Source organism: Aliiroseovarius sp. F47248L (genome assembly GCF_023016085.1).
GTDB lineage: Bacteria > Pseudomonadota > Alphaproteobacteria > Rhodobacterales > Rhodobacteraceae > Aliiroseovarius.
Map to the genome: position 1 here is coordinate 1 of NZ_JALKBF010000004.1, position 20,816 is coordinate 20,816.

16 protein-coding genes, 1 tRNA gene and 1 pseudogene are annotated in these 20,816 nt (G+C 55.3%); 17 read left to right on the forward strand and 1 reads right to left on the reverse strand.

The window, feature by feature from the left end:
• A pseudogene (gene tuf, locus MWU51_RS16890) lies at positions 1–140 on the forward strand (elongation factor Tu); the annotation flags it as partial.
• A 374-nt stretch (positions 141–514) separates the two neighbouring features.
• Positions 515–1,048 carry a hypothetical protein gene (locus MWU51_RS16895; protein ID WP_247039705.1) on the forward strand — a complete coding sequence of 178 codons (534 nt, stop codon included), beginning with the start codon at positions 515–517 and terminating at the stop codon, positions 1,046–1,048.
• Between the two features lie 42 nt (positions 1,049–1,090).
• Here MWU51_RS16895 and MWU51_RS16900 read toward each other — a convergent pair whose 3' ends face one another.
• Positions 1,091–1,930, reverse strand: a complete 840-nt coding sequence (locus tag MWU51_RS16900; RefSeq protein ID WP_247039707.1) for a class I SAM-dependent methyltransferase — start codon at positions 1,928–1,930, stop codon at positions 1,091–1,093.
• A gap of 132 nt (positions 1,931–2,062) precedes the next feature.
• Between MWU51_RS16900 and MWU51_RS16905 the strand changes: the two genes are divergently transcribed.
• From MWU51_RS16905 to MWU51_RS16980, 15 genes are all read left to right on the forward strand, one after another.
• Positions 2,063–2,138 (forward strand) — tRNA-Trp (locus tag MWU51_RS16905).
• Positions 2,139–2,268: 130 nt separating this feature from the next.
• Entirely contained in the window at positions 2,269–2,460 is a 192-nt protein-coding gene (secE, locus tag MWU51_RS16910) for a preprotein translocase subunit SecE (RefSeq protein WP_247039709.1), read from the forward strand.
• A 153-nt stretch (positions 2,461–2,613) separates the two neighbouring features.
• Positions 2,614–3,147, forward strand: a complete 534-nt coding sequence (gene nusG / locus MWU51_RS16915; RefSeq protein WP_247039718.1) for a transcription termination/antitermination protein NusG — start codon at positions 2,614–2,616, stop codon at positions 3,145–3,147.
• A gap of 119 nt (positions 3,148–3,266) precedes the next feature.
• The gene (gene rplK, locus MWU51_RS16920; protein ID WP_247039720.1) at positions 3,267–3,692 is read left to right on the forward strand and encodes a 50S ribosomal protein L11; all 426 of its coding nucleotides are present in this window, start codon (positions 3,267–3,269) and stop codon (positions 3,690–3,692) included.
• 1 nt (position 3,693) lies between these two features.
• Entirely contained in the window at positions 3,694–4,392 is a 699-nt protein-coding gene (gene rplA, locus MWU51_RS16925; RefSeq protein WP_247039729.1) for a 50S ribosomal protein L1, read from the forward strand.
• Between the two features lie 147 nt (positions 4,393–4,539).
• On the forward strand, positions 4,540–6,129 hold the full coding sequence (locus MWU51_RS17165; protein ID WP_348646757.1) for a glycosyltransferase family 2 protein: 1,590 nt from the start codon (positions 4,540–4,542) through the stop codon (positions 6,127–6,129).
• A 401-nt stretch (positions 6,130–6,530) separates the two neighbouring features.
• On the forward strand, positions 6,531–7,043 hold the full coding sequence (rplJ, locus tag MWU51_RS16940) for a 50S ribosomal protein L10 (RefSeq protein WP_247039731.1): 513 nt from the start codon (positions 6,531–6,533) through the stop codon (positions 7,041–7,043).
• Positions 7,044–7,112: 69 nt separating this feature from the next.
• The gene (gene rplL, locus MWU51_RS16945) at positions 7,113–7,487 is read left to right on the forward strand and encodes a 50S ribosomal protein L7/L12 (RefSeq protein ID WP_247039732.1); all 375 of its coding nucleotides are present in this window, start codon (positions 7,113–7,115) and stop codon (positions 7,485–7,487) included.
• Between the two features lie 247 nt (positions 7,488–7,734).
• Positions 7,735–11,871, forward strand: coding sequence for a DNA-directed RNA polymerase subunit beta (rpoB, locus tag MWU51_RS16950; protein WP_247039735.1), 4,137 nt, complete (start codon positions 7,735–7,737; stop codon positions 11,869–11,871).
• 51 nt (positions 11,872–11,922) lie between these two features.
• The gene (gene rpoC / locus MWU51_RS16955) at positions 11,923–16,179 is read left to right on the forward strand and encodes a DNA-directed RNA polymerase subunit beta' (RefSeq protein ID WP_247039737.1); all 4,257 of its coding nucleotides are present in this window, start codon (positions 11,923–11,925) and stop codon (positions 16,177–16,179) included.
• Between the two features lie 148 nt (positions 16,180–16,327).
• Positions 16,328–17,221 (forward strand): DMT family transporter, encoded by an 894-nt coding sequence (locus MWU51_RS16960; protein WP_247039739.1) that lies wholly within the window; start codon positions 16,328–16,330, stop codon positions 17,219–17,221.
• 289 nt (positions 17,222–17,510) lie between these two features.
• Entirely contained in the window at positions 17,511–17,882 is a 372-nt protein-coding gene (gene rpsL / locus MWU51_RS16965) for a 30S ribosomal protein S12 (protein ID WP_191287647.1), read from the forward strand.
• A 12-nt stretch (positions 17,883–17,894) separates the two neighbouring features.
• The gene (rpsG, locus tag MWU51_RS16970; RefSeq protein WP_191287646.1) at positions 17,895–18,365 is read left to right on the forward strand and encodes a 30S ribosomal protein S7; all 471 of its coding nucleotides are present in this window, start codon (positions 17,895–17,897) and stop codon (positions 18,363–18,365) included.
• A gap of 21 nt (positions 18,366–18,386) precedes the next feature.
• Positions 18,387–20,504 (forward strand): elongation factor G, encoded by a 2,118-nt coding sequence (fusA, locus tag MWU51_RS16975; RefSeq protein WP_247039741.1) that lies wholly within the window; start codon positions 18,387–18,389, stop codon positions 20,502–20,504.
• 58 nt (positions 20,505–20,562) lie between these two features.
• On the forward strand, positions 20,563–20,816 hold a 254-nt coding region (locus MWU51_RS16980; RefSeq protein ID WP_247038613.1), incomplete at its 3' end, for a GTP-binding protein.

Consider the following 20,816-nt stretch of genomic DNA (forward strand, 5'->3'; position numbering starts at 1 on the left):
AGATGGTGATGCCGGGCGACAACCTGAAGTTCAATGTTGAACTGATCGCTCCGATCGCGATGGAAGAGAAGCTGCGCTTCGCCATCCGCGAAGGCGGCCGCACCGTTGGTTCGGGCGTTGTGTCGAAGATCATCGAGTAACCGAAACTCCGATGCTTGACCGGAAAGGGCGTCCAGAGGGACGCCCTTTTTGTGTCACGCCGAGAGATGATCCCGAGACGCACAATCAAACACGTGTCGAAGATCATCGAGTAAGAACGCCCAGCGTTCTGACAGCGACAGGCGATTTGGCGGTCACGCCAAATCTGCCAAGAGCTTAATCGAACGGAAAGGGCGCCCAGCGGGCGCCCTTTTTTTTAACAGGCCAATTGCCAACCAGCTTTCAATCTATAGTGTAACCCTGCTCAGTCTTTGCAACAGGATTTGTTCAGGTGCCATTTCTAGTTCTCATAGTAGTAGTGTCCACGATACTCACAATTCTTGCATTACTGCAGCCGGCATGGTCAGACATAATTTTGATCACCGTACCTTGCGCTTTAGCAAGTTTGTTTTTGTTGGTTCGGTTTTTCCATAAACTCGACCCAGTACAGAAAGCGAAAAAACCAAAACCTCGAAGCAAACCTGCGAAACGGCGGCCTGAGAAACGTGTTGTTATTGATGGTTCAAATGTCATGCATTGGAAAGATGGCGAACCCAGTTTTGATCCATTGCATGACGTCATCAGCAAACTAAAACTGCTCGGCTTCACGCCGGGTGTCATGTTCGATGCAAATGCAGGGCATCTGTTGGAAGGACGGTATTTGGACGATGCCGATATGGCGGCCCGGTTGTTGCTTCCTGAAGATGCGGTGGTGGTTGTTGAAAAAGGGCGCCCCGCTGACCCAATTATCCTTGCGGCTGCCACAAATATCGGAGCCATAGTCGTATCGAATGATCGGTATCGCGACTGGGTGGATGAATTTCCCGAAATTCAAAAGCAAGGGTTTCTAGTGCGCGGCAGATACAAATCTGGGAAGCTCAAATTGAATCAGATCTCTCAAAAGGCATAGCGCTGCAACTATGTTGGACAGGCGCTCTTCGCTTCACCGCGTTCATTCCTCCAAGGGTTTCATTTCGTGCCCGACCCGAACCCCCGGATTGGCCTTGATGGCCCGCTTCATATGGTAAATGCGCTGTTTCTTACGCCAACTTCGGGCCAGTGGCTGAACCTCGGTCAGACAGTCTATGAGCGCGTCGTCGTTTAACCCGCTGACCTTTCCAGACCTCAACGCCTCGTCATCAATTTGGCGAATGTTTTGGAAGATCACGGTGTCGTCGGGGCAGAAGGCAACCGGCCTGAACCAATCTTTCATCAGGTGCATCTGCACCGGGATCCACGGAAGGCGCCAGTGGAAGTAATCTTGCTGCACCACCAAAGATTGCCCCGGTATCAGATGCGGAAAGAACCGTTCAGCGATGCCGTCGGTGGTCTCGGTCGATTTTGCAGCGTCCATGACCAGCAGTTCAATTGGTGATCCATCCCAAGTTTTTGACAGGATTTCGCCGCGATGCAGGGTGACGCGTTCCTCCCACGGTTCCAGAAGGTCGCGGGCCAGCCAATAGATGTCAGTCCCTTTGAACGGCGCGATGCCCTTGCGATAGAGCTCTGAGGCTTTGGTGCGTTCATCCGCCTTGAAGCGGTCATACGCGTGGACCCAGTGAGTTTTCCCGGCGTCCATGTGCCCATCGGCAAGTCGTGCGGTCGAACCGCCCACGAAGCACCCAAGATCGACAACGGCCCCAATATCCTGAGTCCAATGTGATGTAAGCCAATAATAGAGTTTTTGTTCCCGCTTTGCCAACATGGTGGGCACGCTCAGGGCTTGCTCCATCTCGACCCGGTCGATGGCACGCCACGGCGCGTCCTTGAACTCACTGGTATCCCGTATCATCTTGTTTCCGTGTTACCGCATCATCCGGCAGGTAAACAGCCGAAGATTTAAGCTCGGGTTGCTTTCTTCGCAGATTGTCGCTGAAAGCGCTTGAAAACATTTCCGCCTTGCCGTAATCCGACCCTCGGTCCTAGGGGTATAGCTCAGTTGGTAGAGCGACGGTCTCCAAAACCGTAGGTCCCGGGTTCGAACCCTGGTGCCCCTGCCACTTCAACCGCTTCGTTGACCTTGACCACGTCATTTCGGCTTTATTGTCGAGGCGCAGGGCTGACGAGGCTTGAAAACCCCGCGCGCATTGCGTAATTGACCGCCTGACTCATAAAAGGTTGAGAAACAAGATGACCAATCCGCTGCAATTCATCCAGCAGGTGCGTGCCGAAGTGTCGAAGGTGACATGGCCGACCCGCCGCGAAGTGCTTCTGACCACAGGTATGGTCTTTGTGCTGGCCGCGCTGACGGCGCTGTTTTTCTCGCTTATTGATCTGGGTATTCGCAGCGGTCTGGCCGCTGTGCTTGGCCTGTTTGGTTGAGTTTTCGCCTGACCCCTTGAAATGAGCACGTTTCAGGGGTAGTTCGGGCGACACTTCGGGACGGGCGTGTGGCGATTCGAGTTACACGCCGCTTTTTTGTTCCCGAGAACGGAATTTGAATGGCCCATTGGGCGCAAGAAGGCAGAGGCTGATATGGCGAAACGGTGGTATTCGGTGAGCGTGCTCTCGAACTTCGAAAAGAAGATTGCCGAGCAGATCAAGACCTCGGTTGAAGAAAAAGGCCTGGGCGATGAAATCGACGAGGTTCTGGTCCCCACCGAAGAGGTGATCGAGGTTCGTCGCGGCAAGAAAGTGACTGCCGAGCGACGCTTCATGCCCGGATATGTGCTGGTGCATATGGAGATGTCGGACGAAGGTTATCACCTGATCACATCGATCAACCGCGTCACCGGGTTCCTGGGTCCGCAAGGTCGTCCGATGCCGATGCGCGATGCCGAAGTGAACGCGATCCTGAACCGCGTTGAAGAAGGTGTTGATGCGCCGCGCACCCTGATCCACTTCGAAGTGGGCGAGAAGGTCGCGGTGACAGACGGACCATTTGAAGGCTTCGACGGCATGGTCGAGGACGTAGATGACGACAACCAGCGCCTGAAGGTGACGGTGTCGATCTTTGGCCGGGCCACCCCGGTCGAACTTGAATACACGCAGGTCACCAAACAGGCCTGACGCGTAAACCGCCCCACCGGGCGGGCGTGGGAGGGGCAGGGATCGCGATCCCCAATCCAGACCACGACAATGGAAGGCAACGGGACGCGTCCCCGAGCTGTTGTTAAAGGAGAAGCCAAATGGCTAAAAAACTCGCTGGCACAATGAAGCTGCAGGTTCCTGCAGGTCAAGCCAACCCCAGCCCGCCCGTCGGCCCAGCCTTGGGTCAACGCGGCATCAACATCATGGAATTCTGCAAAGCGTTTAACGCCAAGACGCAGGAAATGGAGCCCGGTGCGCCGTGCCCGACCGTGATCACCTACTATCAGGACAAGTCCTTTACCATGGATATCAAGACGCCACCTGCGTCTTACTATCTGATCAAAGCGGCTGGTCTGAAGTCGGGTGCCAACAAGCCCGGCCACGAAACCGTGGGCACGGTGACTGCCGCTCAGGTGAAAGAAATCGCCGAAGCGAAAATGAAAGATCTGAACGCGAATGACATCGAAGCTGCGATGTTGATCGTTCTGGGCTCTGCCCGGTCTATGGGCATCGAGGTGAAGTAAGATGGCGAAACTGGGAAAACGCACCAAAGCCGCACGCGAAGCATTCGCCGGCAAAGATAACGTTTCGGTCGAAGAAGCTGTTGCACTGGTCAAGGGCAACGCAAAAGCGAAATTCGACGAAACCATCGAAATCGCCATGTCGCTGGGTGTTGATACACGTCACGCAGACCAAATGGTCCGCGGTGTAATCGGTCTGCCGAACGGCACCGGTAAAACCATGCGCGTCGCCGTATTCGCACGTGGCCCGAAGGCGGAAGAAGCTCAGGCAGCCGGTGCTGACATCGTTGGCGCAGAAGACCTGATGGAAACCGTACAGGGCGGCACCATTGAGTTTGATCGTTGCATCGCGACGCCGGACATGATGCCGATCGTTGGCCGTCTGGGCAAAGTCCTTGGCCCTCGCAACCTGATGCCGAACCCCAAGGTTGGCACTGTGACCATGGACGTGAAAGCAGCCGTGGAAGCAGCCAAAGGTGGCGAAGTTCAGTTTAAAGCTGAAAAAGGTGGCGTGGTTCACGCTGGTCTGGGTAAGGCATCGTTTGACGAAGCCAAACTGGTTGAGAACGTGCGCGCCTTCGTCGACGCCGTTCAGAAAGCCAAGCCAACCGGCGCCAAAGGCACCTATATGAAGAAAATCGCGCTGAGCTCGACCATGGGTCCGGGCGTCACCATCTCGGTGGACAGCGCAACGGGCAACTAAGACAGGTCCTCAAAGAACTGCAGAAAGGCGGATCGTACGATCCGCCTTTTTTGCATGAATGACTGTGTGCAGGACCTGTCTTTAGGATGACATACCAGACCCGCGCCGATAACGTGGCCGCACCTATGGCTTTTGAAAGGTTTGTAAGTGCCAAGTAGTAGAAAAGTGCTTTTTTCGGCGGTTAAAAACGAAGCTCCCTTCATTCTGGAATGGATCGCCTATCATCGGGTGATCGGATTTGACCGGATAATCATCTGTTCGAATGATTGCGATGACGGCACTGATGAAATACTCGCTGCATTGTCTAGTCATGGAGTTCTTGAGCATCTTCGGCATGAGGTGCCTGTTGGTACATCCCCACAATTGCAGGCGGCCACACGAGCATCCGAGGCGGGGTTGATTGCTGATGGTGATTGGGTTCTTTGGCTGGATGCCGATGAGTTTCTGAATGTCCGCACGGGCAATCAGGATGTTGTGTCGCTCGTTGAAGCACTGGGAGATAAAAAAGGAATTCTGATCAACTGGCGTCTTTTCGGAGATTCCGGACAGATACCGTTCCCCGGTCGGCTGATATCACAAGATTTTACATTGTGCTCGAAGCGCAGGAACATCGACAACTGTTCGGTGAAGACTCTGTTCAAGGTAGGTGCTGGTGTGGTTGGGTTTCAGAGTAAAGGTGTGCATCGTCCCAAGATTGATCCACAGGCAGGATTGCAACTTTCAGACTTCCTGAACGGTAAGGGTAAAACCTTGTCAAACGGGTATGCCAAGCATCGCCGCTGGCTGGCTGGTCAGGATATTGGTCATGACGCCAAAGTTCAGTCGGAAGAAGTCGGATTTGGGTTGGCGCAGATCAACCACTATGTCACGCGCACGCCTGAAATGTTCTGGCTAAAACAGTTGCGCGGTCGTGGCTGGGCTCCAAAACGCGATGATGGCGTAAATGATCGGCATACCGCGCCGAACTACGCTTCGATGAACCATAACGAGACAAGCGACGCTTCAGTTCTTTTTTGGGAAGCTGATACCACGGCAGAGATCGCAAAGCTGATGGCGATGCAGGGGGTGTCCGAAGCGGTCGAAAATGCAAACCGGGTCGTATCGAGCAGGCTTGACGACTTTCGGAGTAGCAGCTTTGCTGAGAAGTTCTTTGAAGCATCGGAATTCGAATTGACACTGCCTGAGGCAGAAGCAGCGTTGTTGTGCGAAGAATATGCGAAAGCATCCTCCATTTTAGAATACGGTTCGGGTGGATCGACATTTGTTGCGGCCGCTGTACCGGATTGTCAGACGGTGACGGTTGAAAGCGATTGGAACTGGTCAGCAAAGCTGCGCAAAGCCATCTATCAACGCGGGGCTGAAAAGCGCGTCTCTGTTCATTGGGTGGATATTGGGCCGACGGGTTCTTGGGGGCGCCCGAAAACCGACGCCGCTTGGGCTGAGTACCCTAAATATGCGTTAGAAGTTTGGGACCTACCAACCTTCGCGGAACCCGACGTAGTGCTGATTGACGGTAGATTTCGCGTTGGCTGTTTTCTTGCGTGTTTGTTCAAATGCCGGAAACCTATGCGAGTTCTTTGGGATGACTACGTCGGTCGCGAACACTACTATGTTGTCGAGAAGTATCTGAAGCCAACCAGTTTGGTTGGACGTATGGCCGTTTTCGATGTCGTGCCAACTGCGATACCGGCGGAAATGCTACTTGAGATCGTCTTGCAATTTTCTGATCAGAAGTGAACGTTAGTCGTTTTACGGTTCGATTAGCTCGGATATACTCGATGCTGCCCGACAGTACGCGCAGCATTGTCTGCCCCGATATTCTTTCCCGATTAGGGGTTGGAAATCCCCCCTAGACGTCCTAAGTAACCCCTGCAGATCAGCGTGCGATTCGTCGTGCGCTGTTTTGCATTTCGTCCGAGACGGTGGGTGACGCTGGTGGGCCAAGCTGAAAAGCGACTGCGCGCAAGGGTCATAATTCCTGCCTGAGATGGGAAATGAACAAAAGAATTCTCGTGGCCGCTTGGCCTTGGGGCGATTTTGCGAAGGACCCGTATCACGGACCCGATTGCCGGGTTTTCTCTGAAAATCTGGTGAAATAAGAGCCGGAGGGTCTGACCCTCCATACTTGGAGTAAAACTGTGGATAGAGCCCAGAAAGAGAAAGTGGTCGAGGAACTCGGCCAGATCTTTGAAAGCTCTGGCGTTGTAGTGGTTGCCCACTACGCGGGTCTCACGGTTGCCGAGATGCAGGACCTGCGTTCGCAAATGCGCGAAGCTGGCGGGTCTGTGCGTGTTGCCAAGAACAAGCTCGCCAAAATCGCTCTGGAAGACAAGCCGGCCGCTTCGATCGCCGACCTTCTTTCGGGCATGACCGTTCTTGCCTATTCCGAAGATCCTGTGGCTGCGGCCAAGGTCATGGAAGGCTACGCCAAGACCAACGAGAAGCTCGTTATTCTTGGCGGTGCCATGGGTGAGACGGCGCTGGATACGGCCGGTGTCAAAGCTGTTGCCGCTATGCCGTCGCGTGACGAGCTTATTGCTTCGATCGTTGGCTGCATTGGCGCACCTGCTTCGAACATCGCTGGGGCCATTGGCGCGCCTGCTTCGAACATCGCATCCATCTTGTCCACAATCGAGGACAAGGCTGCTTAAGCAATCTGAGCCCCGTGTAGCGAAATATCGCCTCACGTTGGAACACATCTAATAACGGAAAGAAGTCAAATGGCTGATCTGAAAAAACTTGCTGAAGAGATCGTGGGTCTGACCCTTCTCGAAGCACAAGAACTGAAAACCATCCTCAAAGACGAGTATGGCATCGAGCCCGCAGCTGGCGGCGCAGTGATGATGGCTGGCCCTGCTGGCGACGCTGGCGCAGCTGCCGAGGAAAAAACCGAGTTCGACGTCGTTCTGAAGAACGCCGGCGCCTCGAAAATCAACGTCATCAAAGAAGTTCGCGGCATCACCGGTCTTGGCCTGAAAGAAGCCAAAGAGCTGGTCGAAGCTGGCGGCAAGATCAAAGAAGGCGTGGACAAAGCCGAAGCAGAAGACATCAAAGGCAAGCTGGAAGCAGCTGGCGCCGAAGTCGAGCTGGCCTAAGCCTTGCGCTTTCGGGTCGCCTGAAGACCCGCAAAACATGGCTGGGCCCGGAGAAATCCGGGTCCAGCCGAACCTGTCTTGAAGAGGGCCTGAATGACCGGGCGTTCTTCTGGGAAAGGTTCAATGGATCGGGAGGAAACCCTTGGGCGGGTTTTCGGGAATTGGTTCGAACCCCCAATCTCGGACGAGGCGTCGCCGGTGACCCGACGGTCGGCGCATCAGTTGAGAAATGAAAGGTAATTACCTTATGGCGCAGACCTATCTTGGCCAGAAACGCTTGCGTAAGTACTATGGCAAAATCCGTGAAGTGCTTGAAATGCCGAACCTGATTGAGGTTCAGAAAAGCTCTTACGACCTTTTTCTGAATTCCGGCGATCAGCCACAACCGATGGACGGCGAAGGCATTAACGCAGTTTTCCAGTCGGTGTTCCCGATCAAGGATTTCAACGAAACCGCTATTCTAGAGTTCGTTAAATACGAGCTTGAGCAGCCGAAGTTTGATGTTGAAGAATGCCAGCAGCGTGATCTGACATATTCGGCACCCTTGAAGGTGACACTTCGTCTGATCGTGTTTGATATCGACGAGGACACAGGCGCCAAGTCGGTCAAGGACATCAAGGAGCAAGACGTGTTCATGGGCGACATGCCCCTGATGACGCCGAACGGCACGTTTGTCGTGAACGGCACCGAGCGTGTGATCGTGTCCCAGATGCACCGTTCCCCAGGTGTGTTCTTCGACCACGACAAGGGTAAAACACACTCGTCAGGTAAGCTTCTGTTTGCCTGCCGTATCATTCCATATCGCGGCTCGTGGCTGGATTTCGAATTTGACGCCAAGGACATCGTCTTTGCGCGCATCGACCGCCGCCGCAAGCTGCCTGTGACGACCTTGCTTTATGCACTGGGTCTGGATCAGGAAGCGATCATGGATGCCTATTACGACACCGTTCAGTACAAACTGAAGAAGAACAAGGGTTGGGTTACCAAGTTCTTCCCCGAGCGTGTTGCTGGCACCCGTCCGACGCAAGATCTGATCAATGCCAAGACTGGCGAAGTGATTGCCGAAGCTGGCAAGAAGATCACTCCGCGTGCCGTCAAGAAGCTGATGGAAGATGGCAAGGACATCGACCTGTTGGTGCCGTTTGACTCGATCGTTGGTCGTTATGTCGCGAAAGACATTATCAACGAAGACACCGGTGCGATCTATGTCGAAGCTGGCGACGAACTGACGTTGGAGCATGACAAGGATGGCGAGCTGATCGGTGGTTCGTTGAAAGAACTGATGGATGCTGGCATCACCGATATCCCGGTTCTGGATATCGATAACGTCAACGTTGGCCCATATATCCGCAACACGATGGCGGCAGACAAAAACATGGGTCGCGACACCGCGCTTATGGACATCTACCGTGTGATGCGTCCGGGTGAACCACCCACCGTTGAAGCCGCGTCGGCACTGTTCGACACGCTGTTCTTTGACAGCGAACGCTATGACCTGTCGGCTGTTGGTCGTGTGAAGATGAACATGCGTCTGGATCTGGATGCCGAGGATACACAGCGCACTCTGCGTCGCGAGGATATCGTCGCCTGCGTCAAGGCGCTGGTTGAGCTGCGTGACGGCAAGGGCGACATCGACGATATCGACCATTTGGGCAACCGTCGTGTGCGCTCGGTCGGCGAACTGATGGAAAATCAGTATCGCGTGGGTCTGCTGCGCATGGAGCGCGCGATCAAGGAGCGTATGTCGTCGGTCGAGATTGACACAGTCATGCCGCAAGATCTGATCAACGCAAAACCGGCTGCGGCTGCCGTTCGTGAATTCTTCGGCTCGTCGCAGCTGTCGCAATTCATGGACCAAACCAACCCGCTGTCGGAAGTCACCCACAAACGCCGCCTGTCGGCGCTTGGGCCGGGTGGTCTGACCCGCGAACGTGCCGGGTTCGAAGTGCGCGACGTGCACCCGACCCACTATGGTCGGATGTGTCCGATTGAAACGCCGGAAGGGCCAAATATTGGTCTGATCAACTCGCTGGCAACCTTCGCCCGCGTGAACAAATATGGCTTCATCGAAACTCCGTATCGCAAGGTTGTGGACGGCAAAGTTACGGACGAAGTGAACTATATGTCCGCCACAGAAGAGATGCGTCACACAGTGGCTCAGGCCAACGCGCATCTGGACGAAGAAGGCCGGTTCGAAAACGATCTGGTGAACACCCGTCAGTCGGGCGAATACACGATGGCGCAGCGTGAAAGCGTAGACCTGATCGACGTGTCGCCCAAGCAGCTGGTATCGGTTGCGGCCTCGCTTATTCCGTTCCTGGAAAACGACGACGCCAACCGCGCCCTGATGGGTTCGAACATGCAGCGTCAGGCCGTTCCGCTTCTGCGGGCCGAGGCACCGTATGTCGGCACCGGCATCGAAGGCAAAGTTGCCATCGATTCAGGTGCTGCCATCCAAGCGAAACGTGGCGGTGTCATCGACCAGGTTGATGCAACACGTATCGTTGTGCGCGCCACCGAAGACCTAGGTCTGGGTGACGCGGGCGTCGATATCTATCGTCTGCGCAAGTTCCAGCGTTCGAACCAGAACACCTGCATCAACCAGCGACCGCTGGTGAAGGTGGGTCAGCAGGTTTCGAAAGACGAAGTGATTGCCGATGGTCCGTCCACGGATATGGGCGAATTGGCTTTGGGCAAGAACGTGGTCGTCGCGTTTATGCCTTGGAATGGCTACAACTACGAAGACTCGATCCTGATCTCGGAACGCATCGCGCGTGATGACGTGTTTACCTCGGTCCATATCGAAGAATTCGAAGTCGCTGCCCGTGACACCAAGCTTGGGCCGGAAGAGATCACCCGCGACATTCCGAACGTCGGTGAAGAAGCGCTGCGCAACCTCGACGAGGCTGGCATCGTTTACATTGGTGCGGATGTGGAACCGGGCGATATTCTGGTCGGTAAGATCACACCGAAGGGTGAAAGCCCGATGACGCCGGAAGAAAAGCTTCTGCGCGCCATCTTTGGTGAGAAAGCATCGGACGTTCGCGATACCTCGCTGCGTGTGAAGCCGGGCGATTTCGGCACCGTTGTCGAAGTGCGCGTGTTCAACCGCCATGGCGTTGAAAAAGACGAACGTGCCCTGCAGATCGAGCGCGAAGAGGTCGAAAGCCTTGCCCGTGACCGCGACGACGAGTTGCACATTCTGGAGCGCAACATCTATGCGCGCCTGCGCAGCATGATCGAAGGCAAGGTTGCCGTGAAGGGGCCGAAAGGCGTCAAATCGGGATCGAAGATCAACGACGAGCTTCTGGAAAGCCTGAGCCGCGGCCAGTGGTGGCAGCTTGCGCTGGAAGACGAGGATGATGCCAAGATCGTCGAAGCCCTGAACGAGCAATTCGAAGCGCAGAAACGCGCGCTGGACGCTCGTTTTGAAGATAAGGTCGAAAAGGTACGTCGTGGTGACGACCTGCCGCCGGGTGTTATGAAGATGGTCAAAGTCTTCGTTGCCGTGAAGCGTAAGCTTCAACCGGGTGACAAGATGGCCGGTCGTCACGGGAACAAAGGTGTTATTTCCAAGGTTGTACCGATGGAAGATATGCCGTTCCTTGCTGACGGAACGCCCGTCGACTTCTGCCTGAACCCGCTGGGTGTGCCGTCGCGTATGAACGTTGGTCAGATCCTTGAAACTCATATGGGTTGGGCCGCTCGCGGTCTGGGTCTTAACATCGACGAAGCCTTGGGTGAATATCGTCGCTCCGGCGATCTGACCCCGGTTCGCGAGGCGATGCGCATCGCTTATGGCGATGATGTCTATGAAGAAGGCATTGCCGGTATGGACGAAGATACCTTGGTCGATGCCGCAGGCAATGTGACCCGTGGTGTGCCGATTGCAACGCCCGTCTTTGACGGCGCGAAAGAGGCTGACGTGAACGATGCGCTGACGCGTGCAGGGTTCGACACCTCAGGCCAATCGGTTCTGTTTGACGGTCGCACCGGCGAACAGTTCTCGCGCGAAGTGACGGTGGGTGTGAAATACCTGCTCAAACTGCACCACCTTGTGGACGACAAAATCCACGCGCGTTCGACCGGTCCGTACTCGCTTGTTACGCAGCAGCCGCTGGGAGGTAAGGCGCAGTTCGGTGGCCAGCGCTTCGGTGAGATGGAAGTCTGGGCTTTGGAAGCATATGGCGCGGCTTACACGCTGCAAGAAATGCTTACGGTCAAATCGGACGACGTTGCTGGCCGGACGAAAGTCTATGAAAGCATCGTCAAAGGCGAGGACAACTTCGAAGCTGGCGTGCCGGAAAGCTTCAACGTGCTTGTCAAAGAAGTCCGCGGCCTCGGCCTTAACATGGAACTCCTGGATGCGGAGGGCGAGGAGTAGGGCGCTTAGCTTTACCCCTCCCACCCTTCCCCTGATTAAAGGAAACGCAAAATGAACCAGGAACTGACAACAAACCCGTTCAACCCGCTGGCGGCCCCCAAGACCTTTGACGAGATCAAAGTGTCGCTGGCCAGCCCGGAACGGATCCTTAGCTGGTCCTATGGCGAGATCAAGAAGCCCGAGACCATCAACTACCGCACGTTCAAACCTGAACGCGACGGCCTGTTCTGTGCGCGTATCTTTGGCCCTGTCAAAGATTATGAATGCCTGTGCGGCAAGTATAAGCGCATGAAGTATCGCGGCGTTGTCTGCGAGAAATGCGGTGTGGAAGTTACCCTTCAAAAGGTGCGCCGCGAACGTATGGGTCACATCGAACTGGCAGCGCCCGTCGCGCATATCTGGTTCTTGAAGTCGCTGCCGTCGCGTATCGGCCTGATGCTGGACATGACCCTGCGCGATCTGGAACGCATCCTGTATTTCGAGAACTACGTGGTGATCGAGCCCGGCCTGACGGACCTTCAATACGGTCAGCTGATGACCGAAGAAGAGTTCATGGACGCCCAGGACACCTATGGTATGGACGCGTTCACTGCCAATATTGGTGCTGAAGCGATCCGCGAAATGCTGGCCGCGATCGATCTGGAAGCCGAAGCCGAACAGCTGCGTGCTGATCTGGCCGAAGCCACGGGCGAGTTGAAGCCCAAGAAGATCATCAAGCGTTTGAAAATCGTTGAATCGTTCATAGAATCGGGCAACCGCCCGGAATGGATGATCCTGACCGTGATCCCGGTTATCCCGCCAGAACTGCGCCCGCTGGTGCCGCTGGACGGTGGCCGTTTCGCGACCTCAGATCTGAACGATCTGTATCGCCGTGTGATCAACCGGAACAACCGTCTGAAGCGTCTGATCGAACTGCGCGCACCTGACATCATCGTCCGCAACGAAAAGCGGATGTTGCAGGAATCGGTTGATGCACTGTTTGACAACGGCCGTCGTGGACGTGTGATCACCGGCGCCAACAAGCGCCCGCTGAAATCGCTGTCCGACATGCTGAAGGGTAAGCAAGGTCGCTTCCGCCAGAACCTTTTGGGGAAACGCGTCGACTTCTCGGGCCGTTCGGTCATTGTGACCGGTCCGGAACTGAAGCTGCACCAATGTGGTCTGCCAAAGAAGATGGCGCTGGAGCTGTTCAAGCCGTTCATCTATTCGCGTCTTGAAGCCAAAGGCCTGTCTTCCACTGTGAAGCAAGCCAAGAAGTTGGTCGAAAAAGAACGTCCCGAGGTGTGGGATATTCTGGACGAAGTGATCCGCGAACACCCCGTGATGCTGAACCGTGCGCCCACGTTGCACCGTCTTGGCATCCAGGCATTCGAACCGATCCTGATCGAAGGTAAAGCCATTCAGCTTCACCCGCTGGTCTGTTCGGCATTCAACGCTGACTTTGATGGTGACCAGATGGCCGTTCACGTGCCGCTGTCGCTGGAAGCTCAGCTTGAAGCCCGCGTTCTGATGATGTCGACGAACAACGTTCTGTCGCCCGCTAACGGTGCGCCGATCATCGTTCCGTCGCAGGACATGATCCTTGGCCTCTATTATATCACGATGGAGCGCGAAGGCATGAAGGGCGAAGGCATGATCTTCTCCGACGTAGACGAAGTTCAGCACGCTCTGGACGCTGGTGAAGTGCATATGCACGCCAAGGTTCAGGCCCGCATGAAACAGATCGACGAGGAAGGCAACGAAGTGACTGTTCGCTTCGAAACCACCCCCGGCCGTATCCGTCTGGGTGCGCTTCTGCCGCTGAATGCGAAAGCACCGTTCAAACTGGTGAACCGCCTTCTGCGGAAGAAAGAAGTGCAGCAGGTTATCGACACCGTCTATCGCTACTGCGGTCAGAAAGAGTCGGTTATCTTCTGTGACCAGATCATGTCGATGGGCTTCAAAGAAGCGTTCAAGGCTGGCATCTCGTTCGGCAAGGACGACATGGTTATCCCGGACAGCAAATGGCCCATCGTGGATGAAACCCGCGATCAGGTGAAAGGGTTCGAGCAGCAATATATGGACGGCTTGATCACTCTGGGCGAGAAGTACAACAAAGTTGTCGATGCTTGGTCGAAGTGTAACGACAAAGTCACCGACGCAATGATGGACACTATCTCGTCTGCCAAGCGTGACGAAAACGGCGCCGAAGCGGAACCGAACTCGGTCTACATGATGGCCCACTCGGGTGCGCGTGGTTCTGTCACTCAGATGAAACAGCTGGGTGGTATGCGCGGTCTGATGGCCAAACCTTCGGGAGAGATTATCGAAACGCCGATCATCTCGAACTTTAAAGAAGGTCTGACCGTGCTTGAGTATTTCAACTCGACCCACGGTGCCCGTAAGGGTCTGTCGGATACGGCATTGAAAACCGCGAACTCGGGATATCTGACTCGTCGTCTGGTTGACGTGGCGCAGGACTGCATCGTCCGTATGGTCGATTGCGGGACCGAGAACTCGATCACTGCAGAAGCGGCTGTCAACGATGGTGAAGTTGTTGCCTCGTTGGGCGAACGTGTTCTGGGGCGTGTGGCTGCAGAGGATGTACTGGTTCCGGGCACAGAAGAAGTGATCGTTGCCAAGAATGAACTGATCGACGAACGCAAAGCGGACGAGATCGAATCCTCGGGCGTTGCCACGGTTCGGATGCGCAGCCCGCTGACTTGTGAAGCTGAAGAAGGCGTTTGCGCCAACTGCTATGGTCGTGACCTTGCACGCGGTACTCGTGTGAACACGGGCGAAGCGGTCGGTATCATCGCGGCGCAGTCCATCGGTGAACCCGGCACGCAGCTGACGATGCGGACTTTCCACATCGGCGGTGTTGCCCAGGGTGGTCAGCAATCGTTCCAGGAAGCCAGCCAGGACGGTAAGATCGAATATCGCAACGCGAATATTCTGGAAGACCGCGACGGTGAGATTGTTGTTATGGGGCGGAACATGGTTCTGGCTATCATCGACGGCAATGGTGTGGAGCGTGCCACGTTCAAGCTGGGCTATGGCTCGAAGCTGCACGTTAAGGATGGCGCGAAAGTGGCCCGTGGCGACAAGCTGTTTGAATGGGATCCGTATACGCTTCCGATGATTGCTGAAAAGGATGGGACGGTGAAGTTCGTCGACCTGATCAGCGGGATTTCGGTCCGTGACGAAACCGATGATGCAACCGGTATGACGCAGAAGATCGTGTCTGACTGGCGTTCGGCTCCGAAAGGCAACGAACTGAAGCCGGAAGTGATCATGGTTGGTGAAGATGGCGAACCGGTACGCAACGATGCCGGTAACCCCGTAACCTATACCATGTCTGTGGATGCCATTCTGTCCATCGAAGATGGCCAGACGGTAAAAGCCGGTGACGTTGTCGCGCGTATCCCGCGTGAAGGCGCCAAAACCAAGGACATCACCGGTGGTTTGCCGCGTGTGGCCGAATTGTTCGAAGCACGTCGTCCGAAAGATCACGCGATCATCGCGGAAATCGATGGTTACGTGCGCTTCGGCCGCGACTACAAGAACAAGCGTCGCATCTCGATCGAGCCGGCTGATGAAAGCATGGAGCCCGTCGAATACATGGTGCCCAAGGGCAAGCACATTCCGGTTGCGGAAGGTGACTTCATCCAGAAGGGCGAATATCTCATGGACGGCAACCCTGCGCCGCATGACATCCTGTCCATCATGGGTGTTGAAGCGCTGGCTGACTATATGATCGACGAAGTTCAGGACGTGTATCGCCTGCAAGGTGTTAAGATTAACGACAAGCACATCGAGGTGATCGTTCGCCAGATGCTGCAGAAGTGGGAGATCTTGGACTCGGGCGAAACCACGCTTCTGAAAGGCGAGCATGTGGACAAGGCCGAATTTGATGCAGCCAACGAAAAGGCCGCAGCAGAAGGCCGTCGTCTGGCATCGGGCGAGCCGATCCTGCTGGGGATCACCAAGGCAAGCCTGCAGACACGTTCGTTCATTTCGGCGGCATCGTTCCAGGAAACCACCCGCGTTCTGACCGAGGCATCTGTCCAAGGTAAGCGCGACAAGCTGGTTGGCCTGAAAGAGAACGTCATTGTGGGTCGCCTGATCCCTGCCGGGACCGGCGGAGCCACGCAGCGCGTGCGTCAGGTTGCACAAGCCCGCGACATGAAGGTGATCGAAGAAGCCCGTGCGGAAGCCGAAAAAGCTGCTGCCCTGGCCGCACCTGCGGATGATGTTTTCGGCGATGTGTCCGAAGATGACAATGGATTGGTTGAAACACCTGAAGTCAGCGGCTCGGAGCAGCCCTGATCCCAATTTCAAGTAATCAGGAAAGCCCCGCCATCCGGCGGGGCTTTTTATTTGCCAGATCAATATTTCTTTGATTAGGCTTCGGGCCGTGCAACTGGCCTGTTTGAACGGCCACAATCTCACTTCGTTACCCTTAGACGGAAGCCTGATGTCAGTTTCAGACAACATGAAAGGTGCGGCGATGATGGCTGGTTCCATGGCTGGCTACACCTTTAATGATGCCTGCATGAAGGCACTGTCAGGTGACGTCCCGCTGTCACAAGCAGTGTTTCTGCGCGGTGTTCTGACCTGTTTGATGCTATACGGGCTGGGAGTGTCGCTGCGGTCGCTGACCTTTCGACTTGGCCGGCGCGAATGGAAGCTGATGCTTCTGCGGTCTTTCGCCGAAATGGGAGCGACCTATTGTTTTCTGAGCGCCTTGTTCAATATGCCGATCGCCAACGTTACCGCCGTCTTGCAGGCCTTACCTTTGACCATTGCATTGGCAGCCTGGTCATTTTTGGGTGAGCCTTTGGGGTGGCGTCGCCTGTTTGCCATCCTGATCGGTTTTGTTGGCGTCGTTTTGATCGTCAAACCCGGAGGCGATGGGTTTACACTTTGGTCGGTCTACGCGCTGCTCGCGGTTGGGTTCATCACGTTGCGTGATCTTGTTGTCCGAAAGATGTCATCTACGACACCGTCAATGACCGTGGCCCTTGTGGCGTCTGTTGCGATTACGGTGTCTTTTGGCATTGCATCGCTTGGTGTGGACTGGGCACCCGTCACGCCAAGAAGTGGGGGGCTTCTGGTGCTGTCCGCCCTGTTTATTTTCATGGGATATCTGTTTTCAGTGATGGTGATGCGCGTGGGCGATATTGGTTTTATCGCGCCATTCAGGTACACAGGCCTGATCTGGGCCTTGATCATCGGGCTTGTCATTTTCGGCGAATGGCCTGATGGCGTGACCCTTGTTGGTGCAGGGATCGTCGTTGCAACTGGCCTGTTTACCCTGTTCCGCGAACGACAAGTGTCGCGTCAGGCAAGAACCAAAGCTCTTCTGTGACACCGCAACCATGGGCCTTCAACGCAAAGTCGGGGCTGGCGGTTGACAGGGGGCACGACTCCTCATATACGCCCACCATCCAGCTGGGTCTTGCCCGGCATTATCAGAATTGAGGGATCAAGGTCAGCGCTCCTTTTAGGCACTGATCCTCTGTGAACCAACCGCGTCGCTTGCCTCGGAATGGAAGCGATCGCGGATTTTCGCTTTGCAGACGTGCTCGGCGAAGAAATGCAAACCGCACGGGGACACTCGTGCAAACACATGTGTTGAGAAACGGGAAAACTGCCCTATGCCAACGATCCAACAGCTGATCCGCAAGCCGCGCCAGCCAAAAGTAAAGCGCTCCAAGTCGATGCACCTGGAGTCTTGTCCGCAAAAACGTGGCGTTTGTACGCGCGTTTATACAACCACACCGAAAAAGCCGAACTCGGCCATGCGTAAAGTTGCCAAAGTGCGCCTGACCAATGGTTACGAGGTTATCAGCTATATCGGTGGTGAAAGCCACAACCTGCAAGAACACTCGGTGGTTCTGATCCGCGGCGGTCGTGTAAAAGACCTTCCGGGTGTGCGTTATCACATCGTTCGCGGTGTTCTGGATACCCAGGGCGTCAAAGACCGTAAGCAACGTCGTTCGAAATACGGCGCCAAGCGTCCGAAGTAAGGAGATCCGGGAATGTCTCGTCGTCACGCCGCTGAAAAGCGCGAAATCCTGCCCGACGCCAAATTTGGCGATCGTGTGCTGAGCAAGTTCATGAACAACCTGATGATCGACGGTAAGAAGTCGGTTGCAGAAAAAATCGTCTATAACGCGCTGGATCGCGTAGAAGACAAGATCAAGCGTGCGCCCGTGGAAGTGTTCCACGAAGCGCTGGACAACATCAAACCGTCAGTCGAAGTTCGTTCGCGTCGTGTTGGTGGTGCCACCTATCAGGTTCCGGTCGAAGTTCGCCCTGAGCGCCGTGAAGCTTTGGCGATCCGCTGGCTGATCACCGCCGCCCGTAACCGCAATGAAAACACGATGGAAGAACGCCTTGCTGGTGAGCTTCTGGATGCCGTGAACTCGCGCGGGACTGCCGTTAAGAAACGCGAAGACACCCACAAAATGGCCGACGCCAACAAAGCGTTCAGCCATTATCGCTGGTAAAGCCAAGGAAGGAAGACACCCATGGCACGCGACTATCCTCTCGACCGTTATCGCAACTTCGGCATTATGGCGCATATCGACGCGGGTAAAACCACCTGCTCGGAACGCATCCTGTTCTACACCGGTAAATCCCACAACCTTGGTGAAGTGCACGATGGTGCAGCCACCATGGACTGGATGGAGCAGGAGCAGGAACGCGGTATCACCATCACTTCGGCTGCCACCACCACTTTCTGGGAACGCACCGAAGATGGCGAAACTGCTGACACGCCAAAGCACCGTCTGAACATCATCGACACCCCCGGCCACGTTGACTTCACCATTGAGGTCGAGCGTTCGCTGGCGGTTCTCGATGGTGCCGTTTGTGTTCTTGACGCCAACGCTGGTGTCGAACCGCAAACCGAAACCGTTTGGCGTCAGGCTGACCGCTACAAGGTTCCGCGCATGGTGTTCGTCAACAAGATGGACAAGATCGGCGCTGACTTCTTCAACTGTGTTCGTATGATTGAAGACCGTACCGGCGCACGTGCCGTTCCCGTTGGTATTCCGATCGGGGCCGAGAACGAGCTGGAAGGTCTTGTTGACCTTGTCACCATGGAAGAATGGCTGTGGCAGGGCGAAGACCTTGGCGCATCTTGGATCAAAGCTCCGATCCGCGACAGCCTGAAAGACATGGCCGACGAATGGCGTGGCAAGATGATCGAAGCGGCCGTCGAAGAAGATGACGACGCGATGATGGAATACCTTGAAGGCAACGAGCCGGATGTCCCGACCCTGCGCAAACTGCTGCGCAAGGGGACACTGGCCCTGCACTTCGTTCCGGTTCTTGGTGGTTCGGCCTTCAAGAACAAAGGTGTTCAACCGTTGCTGAACGCTGTGATCGACTATCTGCCCAGCCCAAAGGACGTTGTCGACTATATGGGCTTCAAACCCGGCGACGAAACCGAAACCCGTAACATTCCGCGTCGTGCGGACGATGATATGGCGTTCTCGGGCCTGGCGTTCAAAATCATGAACGACCCCTTCGTTGGCTCGCTGACCTTTACCCGCATCTACTCGGGCGTCCTGAACAAAGGCGACACGCTTTTGAACTCGACCAAAGGTAAGAAAGAGCGCGTTGGCCGGATGATGATGATGCACTCGAACGAACGTGAAGAGATCACGGAAGCGTTTGCGGGCGACATCATTGCGCTGGCAGGTCTGAAAGACACCACCACAGGTGACACGCTTTGCGCCGTTAATGACCCGGTGGTTCTGGAAACCATGACCTTCCCGGATCCAGTGATCGAAATCGCGGTTGAGCCCAAAACCAAGGCTGACCAAGAGAAAATGTCGCAAGGTCTGGCCCGTTTGGCAGCAGAAGACCCGTCCTTCCGTGTGGAAACTGACATCGAAAGCGGTCAGACCATCATGAAGGGTATGGGCGAACTTCATCTGGACATTCTGGTGGACCGTCTGAAGCGCGAATTCAAAGTGGAAGCCAACATCGGCGCCCCGCAGGTTGCGTATCGCGAGACGATTTCGAAAGAGGTCGAGCATACCTACACCCACAAGAAACAGTCGGGTGGTTCGGGTCAGTACGCCGAGGTGAAGATGATCATCTCGCCGACCGAAGCTGGCGAAGGTTATTCGTTCGAAAGCCGCATCGTTGGTGGTGCTGTTCCGAAGGAATACATCCCCGGTGTTGAAAAAGGCATCAATTCGGTTATGGACAGCGGCCCGTTGGCTGGCTTCCCCGTGATCGACTTCAAGGTTGCCCTGATCGACGGTAAATTCCACGATGTTGACTCGTCGGTTCTGGCGTTTGAAATCGCAGGCCGTATGTGTATGCGCGAAGGTATGCGTTTGGCTGGCGCCAAGCTGCTTGAGCCGATTATGAAGGTGGAAGTTATCACGCCCGAGGAATACACCGGTGGCATCATCGGCGATCTGACTTCGCGTCGTGGTCAGGTGTCGGGTCAAGAGCCACGCGGAAACGCGATTGCAATTGACGCCAACGTTCCGCTGGCAAACATGTTTGGCTACATCAACACACTGCGTTCCATGTCTTCGGGCCGCGCGCAGTTCACGATGCAGTTTTCGCATTACGATCCGGTTCCGCAAAACATCTCGGACGAAATTCAGGCGAAATTCGCCTAATCGAACAAGCCGGGCAGGGGATGTCCTTGCCCGGCGCTCAGATTAATAGGAGGCCATCATGGCTAAGGAAAAGTTTGAACGCTCCAAACCGCACGTCAACATCGGCACGATTGGCCACGTTGACCACGGCAAGACGACACTGACGGCTGCGATTACCAAGTATTTTGGTGACTTCAAGGCGTATGATCAGATTGACGGCGCGCCGGAAGAGAAAGCACGTGGTATCACGATCTCGACCGCCCACGTTGAGTATGAGACCGACGCGCGTCACTACGCCCATGTCGACTGCCCCGGCCACGCTGACTATGTGAA